Below are 14,803 nucleotides of genomic sequence, written 5' to 3' on the forward strand. Positions count from 1 at the left end.
CCGCGGAGACTAGGGCCAAGTCCGAGCGTCGTCCGCGCCGATTGCTGCAAGCCGCGTTCACAAAATCGTGCATCGTATTTGTCATGGTGAGATGCCGGCATCGCGCGTTCGCTCGCGGCGTCACGCGTGCGCTGCTATGCTCGACCGCACCGGATCGAAGCAAGAAATCCGGAAGGGAGGCGAACCATGATGTCGTCAGATCATTCGCGGCGCAGCATCATCAAGGGGATCGGCATTGCAGCGGCCGGCGGCGCGGTCGGCGCAGCGCCGGCGCAGGCGGCTGTCGCAATTCCCACCGAAGGCGAAATATGGAGCAATGAATATTGGGCGAAGAAGGGCGACGTCCCGCTGTGGATGTTCCGCAAGCGGATCGGCGCGCCGAAGCCAGGCGAGCGCGCGCGGCCCGTGGTGTTCTTCGTTCATGGCTCATCGGTGACATCGAGGGCGTTCGACCTCACCGTGCCCGGCAAGGGCGAGTATTCGCTGCTCAATGTGTTTGCGCGCTACGGCTTCGATTGCTGGACCATGGATCACGAGAACTACGGCAAGTCGGGCCGCACCTCGGGCAATGCGGATATTGCGAGCGGCGTCGAGGATCTGAAAGCGGCGGTCGAGGTGATCGTCCGCGAGACCGGGCAAACGAAGTATCACTTCGTCGGCGAATCCTCCGGCGCGCTGCGGGCCGGTGCCTTCGCGATGGCCGCGCCCGAGCGGATCGACCGGCTGGTGTTTGCCGCCTTCACCTACAAGGGCGAGGGTTCGCCGACGTTGGCGAAGCGTGCCGAGCAGCTGGCCTATTACCGCAGCCACAACATGCGCAAGCGCGACCGCGACATGATCCGCTCGATCGCGACCCGCGACAAGCCCGGCACGTCGGATCCCGCCGTGATCGAAGCGCTGGCCGATGTCGAGATGCGGTTCGGCGACCAGATCCCGACCGGCACCTACCTCGACATGACGGCCAATTTGCCGGTGGTGCATCCGGAGAAGGTGCTGGCGCCGGTGCTGCTGGTTCGCGGCGAATATGACGGGATCGCGGCGGTGCCCGATCTCGAGGAGTTCTTCAACAAGCTGCCGAACGGCGACCGGCAGTTCATCATCCTGCCCGGCACCGCACATTCCGTGGCGCTTGCCACCAATCGCGAGCTGTTCTGGCACGTAACCCGGGCATTCCTGACCATGCCGACGCCGATCGTGACGTGAGCTTGCCTGCGGCAGGACGCCGCAAGAAAAAATTGGTGCGGCGATGTCGGGAGCCGGCTATGCGGTTCGTCCTCGGGGCACAACCCCGCCAATTGGAGTGCCCTTCATGGCCAATCCCACAATGATCTTCGTCAATCTGCCGGTCAGCAACCTCGCCCGCGCCACCGCGTTCTACGAGGCGATCGGCGCCAGCAAGAACCCGCAATTCTCCGACGAGACCGCCTCCTGCATGGTGATCTCCGAGACGATTTTCGTCATGCTGCTGACCCACGACAAATTCCGGCAGTTCACGCCGAAGACGATCGCCGATGCCAAGACCACAAGCGAAGTGCTGATTTGCCTTTCGGCCGAGAACCGCGACGCCGTCGACGGCTACGTGACCAAGGCGAAGGGCGCTGGCGGCAGCGCCGACCCGTCGCCGAAGCAGGATTACGGCTTCATGTATGGCCGCAGCTTCGAGGATCCCGACGGGCATATCTGGGAAGTGATGTGGATGGACGTCGAGGCGGCAGCCAAGGCGCAGGCCGCCGCGGCCACCGCTTGATCGCTCGCTGACAAGGAGCTCATCGATGTCGAAAGTGTCACCCTGCCTGTGGTTCGACGGCGAGGCCGAGGAGGCCGCGAACTTCTACGTCTCGCTGCTGCCGGACTCGCGTATCGACAAGATCCAGAACAACACCGTCGACGGCCCGGCCGGAAAGGCCGGCACGGTGCTGGTGGTCGAGTTCACCCTGGCCGGTCAGCGCTTCATGGCGCTGAACGGAGGGATGAGGATGGAATACACCCACGCGATCTCGTTCTCGATCGACTGTGTCGATCAGGCCGAGGTCGACAGGCTCTGGGCCGCGCTGCTCGCGGGTGGCGGCAAGGAGGAGCAGTGCGGCTGGCTGCGCGACCGCTTCGGCGTGTCCTGGCAGATCGTGCCGCGCGAGCTTCACGACTATATCGGCGGCCCGGATGCCGCCGGCGCCGCGCGCGCGATGCAGGCGCTGCTCGGCATGATCAAGCTCGACGTCGCAGGCCTGCGCCGGGCCTATGAAGGTGAGGCGGCGGCCTGGCGCTTGACTGCGTAGGGTGGGCAAAGGCGCTCTTGCGCCGTGCCCACCATCAGCGCTCCGCTCGTGGTGGTGGGTACGCTGCGCTCTGCCCACCCTACGAACTATCATCGCCCGGCAGGCGGGTGACCCAGTATCCAGTGGCCCGGTGCTTGCCTGATGGGCCGCGGCGTACTGGATGCCTCGCTCGAAGCGGAGCATGACAACGTACCTAATAGCTGATCCGCAGCCCGACGCCGCCATGGACCGTGTTGCCGACCGGCTGCGGTCCGGCGGTGCCGTTGAGGAAGATGTCGGCGACCCAGCCCTTGGTGATGCGGAAGCCGACGCGGCCGCCATATTCGAACCAGCCCTGGTTGCCGATCGTTGGCACGATGGTGCCATCGCCGGTGACGGTGGCGACGATGCCGGAATGGGTGGCGAAGGATTGCACCCAGCCGCCATTGATGTTGGTTTCGATGTTCGATCCGAACAGGTGTGTCCACTGGCCGCCGATCTTGACCAGGCTGGTGCGATCGGTGCCGTCGGCGATGGTGGCGTCGAACGGATTGAAAGCCATGGCGGGGTCGCTGTAGCCCTTGACCCGTTGCCAGAGCTGCCAGACCTCGACCGAAGCCGCGACCTCGTCGCGCGCCGACAGCCGGTTGATCCAGCCCGCGCGCCCGTAGACGCCGTAATTCTCGCTCGACGTCTGGCCGGTGACCGACACCGGGCCGAGGCTCGTGGCGTAATTGCGGGTGTAGCGCACCTTCTCGGACGGCGAGAGGACGGTGCCGATATCGAAGAATGGTCGCGACGATCCCCAGTCGACGAAGTCGTAGCGTAGCGCGAACGCGCCGATCGGCGCGCTGGTGACGTTGTAGCCGCCCTCGCCATATTGCGTGTAGGCGATGCCGGCGAGCAGCGACAGATTCGGCGTGATGGTCTTGCGGCCATGGATGCCGGCCGAGAACGAACCGGCCGAGCCGAACGCGCTGATGCAATCGTCGCAATTGACCTGTTCATTGACGCCGAGCAGCACCGACCCGAGCACGCGGTTGGTGATCATCTGGTTGAAGCGCTGGTCCGCGAGGTTGTTGATCGAGCTGCCGCTCGACGGCGCGCCGGTGATGGGTGTCGGCGTCGGAGTTGGCGTCGGCGAAGGGCTCGGCGTCGGTGTCGGCGTCGGGGTAGGCGTCGGTGTGGGAGTAGGCGTCGGCGTGGGGGTCGATGTACTGCAGTTTTGCGACACCGACAGGTTGCTAGGAACGGAAGTACAGTTCGGCGTTGGAGTCTGCGCCTGGGCCGGCGCAGCGAACGCCAGCATCGCGAGCGACAGCGCCATTGTCAGGGCCGCCGACAGGATCACACGATGGATGCGGCGCGCCATGCTCACCGTCCGCACAGCATGCCGGTGGGATCGTCGTCGACCGGCGGCGTCACCGGTGTCGCGTCCGCATACTGGGTGACGGTGCAGAGCCCCGCCGACTGGCTGCAGGTCGCGGCAAAGGTCCAGGGCGGGTTGTTGGTCTTCTGGATCGTGGTGTGGCCGCCGCTCGAGGTGATGATCGCGGTGTCGCCGGGCTGGGTCAGGTCGATGCACTGCCGGTTCGACGTGCAGACCGTCGATGCGCCTTCCTGCAGCACCACAATGGTCTTGCCGCGCTGTGACAGGATATCGAGTACCGTGCCGCGAACGCCGATGGTCGCAAGCGGCGTCGTGATCTTGTAGGCGGCCTTTTCCGAATGGCCGGTGACGAAGCGGAACGCACCCGAGGTCAGACGGATCGCCACGTCGCGATAATGATGCTCGTCGTCGAACACGGTGCGGTCGAGCTTGAGCGAGGCGTTCGGTCCGAGCGAGAGGTTGGTGCTGTCGGCCATCACCAGCCGCGCCGCGCTTTCCAGACCGGTGCGCACCGTCTCATCGCGCAGCAGCGCGTCGCCGACATTGATCGGGCTGGTCGCGGCCGCAACACGGAGAACCTCGTTCTTCACCATCGCCGCTTCGCCGACGCGGGTTTGCGCCTGCGCGGGATGGGCCGCCAGTGCGACGGTAAGACCGAGTGCTGGTAAGAAGAAAAAGCGGTGAGGCGAATTCATTGCAATACCGATTGACTTAACGGCGTCATCGTACCGGATCGTGCACGCATCTGATATTGTATATTTGTCACAAGCTGCGCCGAGGTGATTGGATGGTTAGTGTCCGTCGATTCGACTACGTTCAACGGTGCGGACGTGAGAGTGAGTTCCGATCACACACGTCACATACGTCACACCCGTCGCGTGCGAGCATGCATGAATAGCTCACACTTCGCTCACACTTGTGCCCCTGTCATCGTGCCCGCGTCTTGAGCATCGCAACCAAATCTTCGTCTGTTGACCGCCGCCCAGCCGCGCGCGCCGCGATCGTCGCGGCGATCATCTTTGTCGTTGCCCATGTCGTGCTGCTGATCGGGATCACGACGCCCGACAAGCTCTATTTCGACGAGGTGCATTACGTGCCGGCGGCGCGGCAGATGCTGTTGCCGGTGATCGAGGGCCCGATCCTCAATCCGATGCATCCGCCGCTTGCCAAGGAGATCATCGCGCTCTCGATCAAGGCGTTCGGCGATGGGCCACTCGGATGGCGCTATCCCGCCGCGTTGTTCGGAGCGCTGGCGCTGGTCGCGGTCTATCTCGGCGGGCTCGCGCTGTTCGCATCGCAGGAGCGCGCGGTTGCGGCGATGCTGATCGCCTTCTTCAACCAGATGCTGTTCGTGCAGTCGCGGATCGCGATGCTGGATATTTTCGCGCTCGCCTTCTGCCTGTTCGCGGTCGCGGCCTTCCTCCACGGCTTCCGGCAACAGCGGCCGCACGCCGCGTTCGCGCTGGCGGGATTGGCCGCGGGGCTTGCGAGCGCCTGCAAATGGAGCGGGTTGTTCGTGCTCGCGACCTGCATCGCAATCGTCGCGGTGATCCGACTGATGCAGGGCTGGCGCACGCGCTTTGCCGACGCCAATGCGGAGGACTGGTACCGGCCGGATTTATGGCCGGATTTTCGTCTTCCGCATTTCATCGTCTGTTTCGTGCTGCTTCCGTCAGCGGTCTATCTGGCGACCTTCGTGCCGCTCTACGGTCTCTCGTTGTCCGGCCTCATCGAGGCGCAGCGCCGCATCTTTGCCGACAACACCACGACCGCGATCGCGGGCCACACCTATATGAGCTCGTGGCCATCCTGGCCGTTCCTGGTGCGCCCGGTCTGGTATCTGTTCGAGAAGGTCGGCGACGACGCCTTCGCCGCGATCGTGTTTCTCGGCAACCCGCTGGTGCTGTGGCCGGCATTGATTGCGCTGATCGTTGCGCTGCGCGACTGGATCATCGGGCGCAGCCGCAATGCTTTTCTCGTGCTGGCGTTCTATCTCGGCCCGTATCTCGCCTGGGCGCTGCTGCCGCGCACGCTCGGCTTCATCTATTACTATCTGCCGGCCGCGACCACCGCGAGCTTCGTGCTGGTCCATGCCTTGAGCCGCAAGGGCACGCCGCGCTGGCTGTTATGGACTTTCGTGGCGGTCGCGTGCGCGGGCTTCGTCGCGATGCTGCCGGTCACGGCTGCCGGCATCGGGACCTCGATGACGACCTTCAATCGGCTGATGCTGTTCCAGAACTGGATCTGACGCTCGTCGGATCAATCGATCCGCCTGCCGGTAAGCAGGCGGTTCGATTGCGCGGGTGACTACTGCTGCGCCGTCTTGGTATCCATGTTGACGACCTGCACGCGGCGATTGGTCGGGTCCATCGGCGCGCTCGGGTCCTTCGGCCGGGTCTTGCCATAGCCGACGGTCACGAGGTCGGAGCCGTTCAGGCCGTAATGCTCGATCAGATACTTCTTGATGGTATCGGCGCGGCGCTCCGACAGATCCTGGTTGTAGGCCTCGCCGCCGATCGCATCGGTGTGGCCGGCGACGACGAAAGTCGAGCCCTTCATGTTGGCATCCGACAGCGCCTTGCCGAGCTCCTGCACCGCCTGGGTCGAGCCCTTGCTGATGTCGGCCGAGTTGTAGTCGAAGTGAATCTCCAGATCGATCTTCGGCTTGCTGGCGGCGATGTCGGCGATCTCCTGGCGCTCATCCAAGGATAGCGAGCGGGTCTGCCGGTTGCGAACGCTGTTGAGGAAGCTCGTCTCCTTGGCGGACGCGGCGGGATCGACCTGCGTGCCGGCCGACAGCCCGCGGGTGGCCGACTTCGGCTTCAGCGCATTGAGGATCTGGGCAGCCGGAACGGTGTCGCTGCCGGCCAGCGCGACGCCCGCCGTCAGCGACAGCGCGGCGCCGATTGTCAAAAGAGACAGGGAAAAGGAGCGGGTCATGATTTTCGTCCTTGAATGTCGGGCTAGCCAATCCGGCTTGCTATCGTTTTGATGCCGGGAGCCTAGGACTGGTTCAAAGTCCGAAATGTGATCTAGATCACGGAAGGGGCTGCCCCGCCGGGCTGGGGCAAGCGGGTAGAGGACATGGCCCACGTCAATCGCGTGCTGCGCTCGATCAACGACGAGGATGCCGCGCGCTGCGTCGATATCTTCCTGCGCGCGGACGGGACTATCGGCTTCGAGGAGTATCGGCGCGACGTGGAGGATGGCCGCGGCTGGTTTCCAATTGGCGGTCATTCGTCCCGGGTCTTCCATGACGAAAGCGCCGCGCTTGCGGCGGCGATCGGGGACGTTCCCTGGTTGCGCCGGGTCGTCGGATCGGCGTAGCCGGACGGAATTGCGCGTACATCAAAGCATGCATGCTTATGCGGGGCTGATTTCCATCATACGGCTCTCCACACTTGCGCGAATCTCACTACATTGCGCGTGCAATGCCCCGCGCCGCCGAACCGTTATCCCTGAACAATGCTGCCGCCCGCCACATCTGGCTGCGTGCGCAGCGGCTCGATACACAGGCGCCGTTCGGGGAGGGGGCCTCAGCCGTTGCCGCCGCCGTCGACCATCTCGGCTATGTGCAGATCGACACCATCAACGTGATCGAGCGCTGCCATCACCACATCCTGTTCACCCGCATTCCGGACTACCGCCGCGCCGACCTCAAGCAGGCGCAGAGCCAGGACAAGAGCGTGTTCGAATACTGGACGCACGCGTTGTCCTACGTACCGTCCAAGGACATCAATATCTTCCTGCCGGCGATGAAGGCGCACAAGCGCGAGGGCCACAAATGGTTCTCGTCGGTGACCCCGGCGGACACCCGCAAGATCATGCGGCTGCTGCGCGAAGGACCGCTGACCATCCGGGACATCGAAGACGACGTGCTGACCGAGAAGGAGCACCTCTGGCAGAGCCGGAAACCCTCCAAGCGCGCGCTGCAGCTTGCCTTCTATGGCGGTGTGGTCACGATCAGCGAGCGCGCCGGCATGCTGAAGACCTACGAGCTGATGACCAGGCATTTCGGCTGGGACAAGCCGCCGAAGCCCGCGCCGGCCTCGGCCCGAACGGCCTATCTGCTCGATCGCGCGCTGCGCTCGCAGGGCATCGTCAGCCTGGATTCGATCTGCCATCTCGACGCGCCGAGCAAGAAGGCGGTGCGCGGCCTGATCGAGGCGCGGGTGCGCCGCAAGCAGCTGGTGCGGATCGCGCTCGACGGCGCCGGCAAGCACGAGCATTGGGCGCGCCCCGAAGTGCTGGAAGCGACCGGCGAGGGGGATCCGTCCCTGGTTCACATCCTCTCGCCGTTCGATCCCCTGATCATCCAGCGCAAGCGTACCGAGCTGTTCTTCGGCTATGGCCATCGTTTCGAGGCCTATGTGCCGAAGGACAAGCGCCTGTTCGGCTATTTTGCGCTGCCGGTCGTGGTCGGCGACGACATCGTCGCCGCACTCGACCTCAAGACCGACCGGCAGAACAAGAAGCTCCTGATGCAGAAATGGAGCTGGGTCGGCAACGGCAAGAAACAAGCGACGCGCAAGGAGCTGAAGCGCCGCATCGAGGAGGAGCTCGACCGCTTCGCGCGTTTCCAACTCGCGGAGTAGCTCCCGGCTCGGGCCGCCAGCGCCAGCCGCCGGAAGGCCACCCAAGTTCCCGTTTGTGCTGTGTGCTATGAGTTTTTGCCATTGCCGAATGCCGGGTCACCCAATAATCCTCAAGGCAAGCAATAGCTTTGGGGGAAACAAATGAGCCAGACCGCAACCTTTGCGCCCGATCAGGGCGCCCGCAGCGAGATCGAGACGTCCACGATCCGCGCGATCTCCTGGCGGCTGATCCCGTTCCTGATCCTGGCCTACTTCTTCTCCTATCTCGACCGCGTCAATCTCGGCTTCGCCGCACTCACCATGAACAGTGAGCTGAAGTTCTCGCCGCTGGTGTTCTCGTTCGGCGCCGGCATCTTCTTCGTCGGCTATTTCATCTTCGAGGTGCCGAGCAATCTGGCGCTGGAGAAGTTCGGCGCCAGCAAGTGGATCGCCCGCATCATGGTGAGCTGGGGCATCCTGTCTGCCTTGATGGCGGCGGTCTATGACGAGCACAGCTTCTACGCGCTGCGCTTCTTCCTCGGCGTGGCCGAGGCCGGCTTCTTCCCCGGCATCATCCTCTATCTCACCTACTGGTATCCGGCCCAGTATCGCGCGCGCTTCCTCGCCGCCTTTGCGCTCGCCGTACCGATCTCGACGGTGATCGGCGCCCCGATCTCCGGCATGCTGCTCGGGCTCGACGGCGTGATGGGGCTGAAGGGCTGGCAGTGGCTGTTCATCGTCGAGGGCGTGCCCTCGGTGCTGCTCGGCATCGTCACCTGGTTCTATCTCACCGACCGGCCGGAGAAGGCCGATTGGCTCTCGGCCGAGCAGAAGGCGTGGCTGAAGTCGAAGCTCGATGCCGAGGTCGCGGCCAAGCAGGCGGCCAAGCACTTCACACTGTTCGAGGCGCTGTCCTCGCCGAAGGTGCTGGCGCTCAGCGCGATCTATTTCGGATTCGTCGCCTCGCTGTACGGCATGCAGTTCTGGCTGCCGCAGATCGTCAAGGCGTTCGGTCTCACCAACGCGCAGACCGGCTTCGTCACCGCGATCCCCTATGCGTTCGGCACGGTTGCGATGATCCTGTGGGCGCGCCGTTCGGACGCGACGCGGGAGCGCGTGTTCCATGTCGGCGCGCCGCTGTTGCTCACGGCGCTGGCGCTCGCCGTCTCAAGCTACATCACCGATCCGATCATGACGATGGTGGTGCTGAGCGTCGCCGCGATCGGCGTGTTCTGCACCTTTGCTGTGTTCTGGACGCTGCCGACCGCCTGGCTGTCCGGCACCGCCGCCGCGGGCGGGATCGCGCTGATCAACTCGATCGGCAACCTCGCCGGTTTCGGCGGGCCCTATCTGATCGGCTGGGTGAAGGAAGCGACCGGCAGCACGTCGACCGGCCTGCTCGTGCTGGCACTGTTGCCGCTCGCGGCGGGGCTGCTGGTTTTCCTCGGCGGCCACGAGACCAAGACCGAGTTCGCCGGCGCGAAATAGCAGCGTCCGCTTCATCTGGGCTACGCCCCCGCCAAATCCCTGCCGATCCCAGGCTGATTGCGGCGGACCTCACGAATAGGTTATCACTGACGAATATTGACATTCATCAGTGATAAATCGATACTCTTCATCAGTCGTCAGCCCGATGGAGATTTCAGATGTTCGTTCGTTCCGTTTTGTCGAGCTATTACAGGCTCTTGACCGGAGCGTCGCTGGCTTTTGCGGTGTTCGCGCTGACCGGTTGCAATGAAAAGGCGGCCGAAACCGCCGATCCGGGGCGCCCCGTTCTGGTGGCGACCGTCCATTATGAAGCTGAAACCCCCGAGCGCAGCTTTGTCGGCACCATCAAGCCCCGTATCGAAGCCGATATGGGCTTTCGGGTTGCCGGCAAGGTGGCCAAGCGGCTGGTCGAGGTCGGACAGACAGTCGACGTCGACCAGCCCTTGGCCACCCTCGATGAGGTCGACCTGAAGCTGCAGGCCGAGCAGGCGGAGGCCGAATTCAGCGCCGCCACCGGCGTACTGGCGCAGGCCGCGGCCGCCGAGCAGCGCGCCAAGGACCTGAAGGCCAAGGGCTGGACCACCGATGCGGCGCTGGATTCCGCCAAGGCCGCCGGCGACGAGGCCCGCGCGAGGCTGAACCGCGCCGAGCGCTCGGTCGAGTTGACCAAGAACTCTCTCTCTTACGCAACGCTCGTGGCCGACACCCGGGGTGTCGTCACAGCGACCATGATCGAGCCCGGCCAGGTGGTTGCCGCGGGCCAGGCTTCGATCCGTGTCGCCCGACTTGGTGAGAAGGAAGCCGTCGTCGCGATCCCCGAGACGCTTCTTGCTCGTGCCAGGTCGGGCGTTGCCACGGTCACGCTCTGGTCGGACGCGAAGAAGACCTATGCCGCGAAGTTGCGCGAGGTCGCGCCGCAGGCCGATCCCGCCACCCGCACCTATCTCGCAAAATTCTCGCTGCCGGACGCTGACGAAGCCGTCTCGCTCGGCATGACCGCGACGCTGACCCTGGCCGACAAGGCGAGCGAGCGGGTGGCCAAGCTGCCGCTATCGGCGCTGTACAGCCAGGGCGGCGATCCCTCGCTCTACATCGTCGACGACAAGGGCGATATCGCGCTGAAGCCGGTCAAGGTGAAGGCCTATGAGAGCAACAACGTCGTGATCTCCGGCGGAGTCGACGACGGCGCCAAGGTGGTCGCGCTCGGCGTGCAGAAACTCGATCCGAGTCAGAAGGTGCGGGTCGTGTCGTCGCTGTCGTTCTGATCCTCGCAATACAGCAGAAACGGTTCTGGGACCTGGTCTAGAACTTGGAGAGTTCGATGAAGCGCTTCAACCTTTCGGCCTGGGCGGTCAGCCATCCGACGCTGGTGCTGTTCCTGATGATCATCCTCGGCGTCGCTGGCTACTTCTCCTATGAGAAGCTCGGCCGCGCCGAAGACCCGTTCTTCACCGTCAAGGTGGTGAACGTCTCGGTGATGTGGCCGGGCGCGACCTCGCAGGAAATGCAGATGCAGGTCGCCGACCCGATCGAGAAGAAGCTGCAGGAGCTGCCGTTCTTCGACAAGGTGCAGACCTATTCCAAGCCGGGCTTCACGGCGATGCAGGTTTCCTTCAAGGATTCGACCTCGCCGAAGGACGTGCCGTATCTCTTCTATCTCTTGCGCAAGAAGCTGGTCGACGTGCAGGGCGAGCTGCCCTCCGGCATTCTCGGCCCGGTCGTCAACGACGAATTCTCCGACGTCGATTCGATCCTCTATATGATGACCGGCGACGGCGCCAATTACGCGCAGCTCAAGAAGGTCGCCGAAGGTTTCCGCCAGCGCCTGCTGAAGGTGCCGGGTGTGACCAAGATCGACCTCTACGGTACCCAGGACGAGCGCATCTTCGTCGAGTTCTCGCATGCCAAGCTGGCAACGCTCGGCATCACGCCGCAGGCGCTGTTCGACTCGCTCGCCAAGCAGAACAACGTCACGCCGGCCGGCACCGTTGAGACCTCGTCGCAGCGCGTGCCGCTGCGCGTCACCGGTGCGCTTGACGGCGTCAAGGCGGTTTCCGAGACGCCGGTCGAGAGCAATGGCCGCGTGTTCCGGCTCGGCGATATCGCAACCGTCTCCCACGGCTATGTCGATCCGCCGACGTTCAAGGTCCGCCAGGAAGGCAAGCCCGCGCTCGGCATCGGCGTCGTCACCGCCAAGGGCGCCAACATCCTCGAGCTCGGCAAGGAGGTCCAGCAGGCGACCGCCGAGTTCATGAAGGCGGTGCCGCAGGGCATCGACGTCCAGCAGATCGCCGACCAGCCGAAGGTGGTTGAGCACGCCGTCGGCGAGTTCGTGCACTCCTTTGTCGAGGCACTCGCGATCGTGCTGTTCGTCTCATTCGTCGCGCTCGGCTGGCGCACCGGCATCGTGGTGGCGCTGTCGGTGCCGCTGGTGCTCGGCATCGTCTTCATCGTGATGAACGCGATGTCGCTCGATCTGCACCGAATCACGCTCGGCGCGCTGATCATTGCGCTCGGCCTTCTGGTCGACGACGCCATCATCGCGGTCGAGATGATGGTGGTGAAAATGGAACAGGGCTGGGACCGCATGAAGGCGGCGTCCTTTGCCTGGGAATCTACTGCGTTTCCGATGCTCACGGGGACGCTGGTCACGGCCGCTGGCTTCCTCCCCATCGGCTTTGCCAATTCGGCGGTCGGCGAATATGCCGGCGGCATCTTCTGGATCGTGGCGATCGCGCTGGTCGCCTCCTGGTTCGTCGCGGTGATCTTCACGCCCTATATCGGCGTCAAGCTGCTGCCCAACATCAAGGTGCACCAGAACCACGATCCGCACGCGATCTACGAGACGCGGATGTACCGCGGCCTGCGCAGCATCGTGCAGTGGTGCGTCGATCACCGCATCAAGGTGGTGGTGGCGACCGTCGGCGTCTTCGTCGCGTCGATCGTGGGCTTCGGCCACGTCCAGCAGCAGTTCTTCCCGCTGTCGGAGCGGCCCGAACTGTTCCTGCAACTCCGTCTGCCCGAGGGCACCGCCTTCAACGTCACCGAAAAGACGGTGAAGAAGGCTGAAGGGCTCTTGAAGGACGACCAGGACATCCAGACCTACACCGCCTATGTCGGCCAGGGTTCGCCGCGCTTCTGGCTCGGCCTCAACCCGCAGCTGCCGAACGAGGCCTTCGCCGAGATCGTGATCCTCGCCAAGAACGTCGACGCCCGCGAGCGCGTCAAGGCGAAGATCGAGCAGGCCGCCGCCGACGGCGCGCTGAACGAGGCGCGGGTCCGGGTCGACCGCTTCAACTTCGGTCCGCCGGTCGGCTTCCCGGTCCAGTTCCGCGTGATCGGGCCTGACGCCAACAAGGTGCGCGACATCGCCTACCAGGTGCGCGACGTCATGCGTCAGAACAAGAGCGTCAAGGACGTCCAGCTCGACTGGAACGAGCAGTCGCCCTATCTGAAGCTCGCCGTCGACCAGGATCGGGCACGCGCGCTCGGCCTGACCCCGCAGGATGTCTCGCAGGCGCTGGCGATGCTGATCTCGGGCGCACCGGTCACCACGATCCGCGACGGCATCGAGAAGGTCGGCGTGGTCGCCCGCGCGGTGCCGTCCGAGCGGCTCGATCTCGGCCGCGTCGGCGATCTCACGATCACCACGCGCAACGGCGTCGCCGTGCCGCTGCAGCAGATCGCCAAGATCGAATATGCGCATGAGGAGCCGATCCTGTGGCGGCGCAACCGCGACATGGCGATCACCGTGCGCTCCGACGTCGTCGACGGCGTGCAGGCGCCCGACGTCACCAACCAGATCTCGCCGAAGTTGAAGGACATCCAGGCCCATCTCGAGCCGGCCTACCGGATCGAGCCGGGCGGAGCGTTCGAGGAATCCGCCAAGGGCAATGCGTCGATCTTCATCCTCTTCCCCGTGATGGTGATGGTGATGCTGACGCTGTTGATGATCCAGCTGCAGAGCTTCTCGCGCCTGACCCTGGTGTTCCTGACCGCGCCGCTCGGCATCGTCGGCGCCTCGCTCGGGCTCAACGTCGCCAACCAGCCGTTCGGCTTCGTGGCGCTGCTCGGCCTGATCGCGCTCGCCGGCATGATCATGCGCAACACCGTGATCCTGGTCGATCAGATCGAGAGCGACGTGGCGTCCGGCCTGACCCGGCGCGAAGCGATCGTCGAGGCCACCGTCCGCCGCGCCCGGCCGGTGGTGCTGACCGCGCTCGCCGCGATCCTCGCCATGATCCCGTTGTCGCGCTCGGCGTTCTGGGGCCCGATGGCGATCACCATCATGGGCGGTTTGTTTGTTGCGACTTTCCTGACCTTGCTGTATCTGCCGGGCCTTTACGCCCTCTGGTTCCGCAAGACCCTCGAGGAGAGCGGCCCCGAGCAGATCAATACTGCGCCGCAGCATGCCGGCGATGCGCAACACGCATTTCCACTTGCTGAAGCCGCTGAATAATTGAAGATTGAGCAGGGCCAACATGACGCTGATCCAGGAACATAGCGAAACCGACACCCGCGAACGGATTCTCGTGGTGGCGGAGCGCTTGTTCCGGCAGATCGGCTACCAGAAGACCACGGTCGCCGACATCGCCAAAGAGCTGCGGATGAGCCCCGCCAACGTGTATCGCTTCTTCGATTCGAAGAAGTCGATCCACGAGGGCGTGGCGCGCGGCCTGATGGGCGAGGTCGAGATCGAGGGGCGGCGTATCGCCCGGTCGGAAGGGCCGGCGGCGCCGCGCTTGCGCCAGATGATGACGACCATCAACCGCATGAACACCGAGCGCTATGTCGGCGATTCCAAGATGCATGAGATGGTCGAGATCGCGATGCAGGAGGACTGGGACGTCTGTGTCGCCCATATGGAGTGTATCGCCTCCATTATCGGCGAGGTGATCGCGCAAGGAGCCGCGTCGGGCGAGTTCGAGGTGCCGGACCTGCAACTCGCGTCGCTGTGCGCCTGCACCGCGATGATGCGGTTCTTCCATCCGCAGATGATTGCCCAGTGTGCTACCAAGCCGGGCCCGACCATCGATCAGATGATCGATTTCGTGATCGCCGGCCTGTCGCCGCGCACCCGCGCCAATTGAGCGTCA

At 64.3% G+C, this 14,803-nt stretch carries 13 protein-coding genes; 10 read left to right on the forward strand and 3 right to left on the reverse strand.

Annotation, left to right across the window (positions count from 1 at the left end):
* The first annotated feature begins 186 nt into the window (after positions 1–186).
* The 3 genes from JQ616_RS21020 to JQ616_RS21030 all read left to right on the forward strand — a co-directional run bounded on the left by JQ616_RS21020 (position 187) and on the right by JQ616_RS21030 (position 2,276).
* Positions 187–1,203, forward strand: a complete 1,017-nt coding sequence (locus JQ616_RS21020) for an alpha/beta hydrolase (RefSeq protein ID WP_212017540.1) — start codon at positions 187–189, stop codon at positions 1,201–1,203.
* A gap of 106 nt (positions 1,204–1,309) precedes the next feature.
* A complete protein-coding gene (locus JQ616_RS21025; RefSeq protein WP_212017542.1) occupies positions 1,310–1,747 on the forward strand; it encodes a VOC family protein in 438 nt (145 codons plus the stop codon).
* A gap of 25 nt (positions 1,748–1,772) precedes the next feature.
* Positions 1,773–2,276, forward strand: a complete 504-nt coding sequence (locus JQ616_RS21030) for a VOC family protein (protein ID WP_212017544.1) — start codon at positions 1,773–1,775, stop codon at positions 2,274–2,276.
* Positions 2,277–2,469: 193 nt separating this feature from the next.
* On the opposite strand, the gene JQ616_RS21035 is transcribed toward JQ616_RS21030, so the two are convergent.
* Both JQ616_RS21035 and JQ616_RS21040 read right to left on the reverse strand, forming a co-directional pair.
* Entirely contained in the window at positions 2,470–3,627 is a 1,158-nt protein-coding gene (locus JQ616_RS21035) for a hypothetical protein (protein ID WP_212017546.1), read from the reverse strand.
* A 2-nt stretch (positions 3,628–3,629) separates the two neighbouring features.
* On the reverse strand, positions 3,630–4,340 hold the full coding sequence (locus tag JQ616_RS21040) for a FecR family protein (protein ID WP_212017548.1): 711 nt from the start codon (positions 4,338–4,340) through the stop codon (positions 3,630–3,632).
* Between the two features lie 248 nt (positions 4,341–4,588).
* Here JQ616_RS21040 and JQ616_RS21045 point away from each other — a divergent pair, with 248 nt between their 5' ends.
* Positions 4,589–5,893: a phospholipid carrier-dependent glycosyltransferase gene (locus JQ616_RS21045; RefSeq protein ID WP_212017550.1), complete on the forward strand. Its 1,305-nt coding sequence runs from the start codon at positions 4,589–4,591 to the stop codon at positions 5,891–5,893.
* A gap of 59 nt (positions 5,894–5,952) precedes the next feature.
* On the opposite strand, the gene JQ616_RS21050 is transcribed toward JQ616_RS21045, so the two are convergent.
* Positions 5,953–6,585 carry an OmpA family protein gene (locus JQ616_RS21050; RefSeq protein WP_212017552.1) on the reverse strand — a complete coding sequence of 211 codons (633 nt, stop codon included), beginning with the start codon at positions 6,583–6,585 and terminating at the stop codon, positions 5,953–5,955.
* A gap of 144 nt (positions 6,586–6,729) precedes the next feature.
* Here JQ616_RS21050 and JQ616_RS21055 point away from each other — a divergent pair, with 144 nt between their 5' ends.
* The 6 genes from JQ616_RS21055 (at position 6,730) to JQ616_RS21080 (ending at position 14,797) form a co-directional block, all read left to right on the forward strand.
* Positions 6,730–6,972 (forward strand): hypothetical protein, encoded by a 243-nt coding sequence (locus tag JQ616_RS21055; RefSeq protein ID WP_212017554.1) that lies wholly within the window; start codon positions 6,730–6,732, stop codon positions 6,970–6,972.
* Positions 6,973–7,076: 104 nt separating this feature from the next.
* Positions 7,077–8,240, forward strand: coding sequence for a winged helix-turn-helix domain-containing protein (locus tag JQ616_RS21060; protein ID WP_212017556.1), 1,164 nt, complete (start codon positions 7,077–7,079; stop codon positions 8,238–8,240).
* 141 nt (positions 8,241–8,381) lie between these two features.
* A complete protein-coding gene (locus JQ616_RS21065) occupies positions 8,382–9,707 on the forward strand; it encodes an MFS transporter (RefSeq protein WP_212017558.1) in 1,326 nt (441 codons plus the stop codon).
* A 158-nt stretch (positions 9,708–9,865) separates the two neighbouring features.
* The gene (locus tag JQ616_RS21070; protein ID WP_212017560.1) at positions 9,866–10,972 is read left to right on the forward strand and encodes an efflux RND transporter periplasmic adaptor subunit; all 1,107 of its coding nucleotides are present in this window, start codon (positions 9,866–9,868) and stop codon (positions 10,970–10,972) included.
* Positions 10,973–11,028: 56 nt separating this feature from the next.
* Positions 11,029–14,166, forward strand: coding sequence for an efflux RND transporter permease subunit (locus tag JQ616_RS21075; RefSeq protein ID WP_212017562.1), 3,138 nt, complete (start codon positions 11,029–11,031; stop codon positions 14,164–14,166).
* Between the two features lie 22 nt (positions 14,167–14,188).
* Positions 14,189–14,797 carry a TetR/AcrR family transcriptional regulator gene (locus JQ616_RS21080; protein WP_212017564.1) on the forward strand — a complete coding sequence of 203 codons (609 nt, stop codon included), beginning with the start codon at positions 14,189–14,191 and terminating at the stop codon, positions 14,795–14,797.
* Positions 14,798–14,803 lie beyond the last annotated feature (6 nt).

This window comes from Bradyrhizobium tropiciagri, from assembly GCF_018130545.1.
GTDB classification, from domain to species: domain Bacteria; phylum Pseudomonadota; class Alphaproteobacteria; order Rhizobiales; family Xanthobacteraceae; genus Bradyrhizobium; species Bradyrhizobium tropiciagri_A.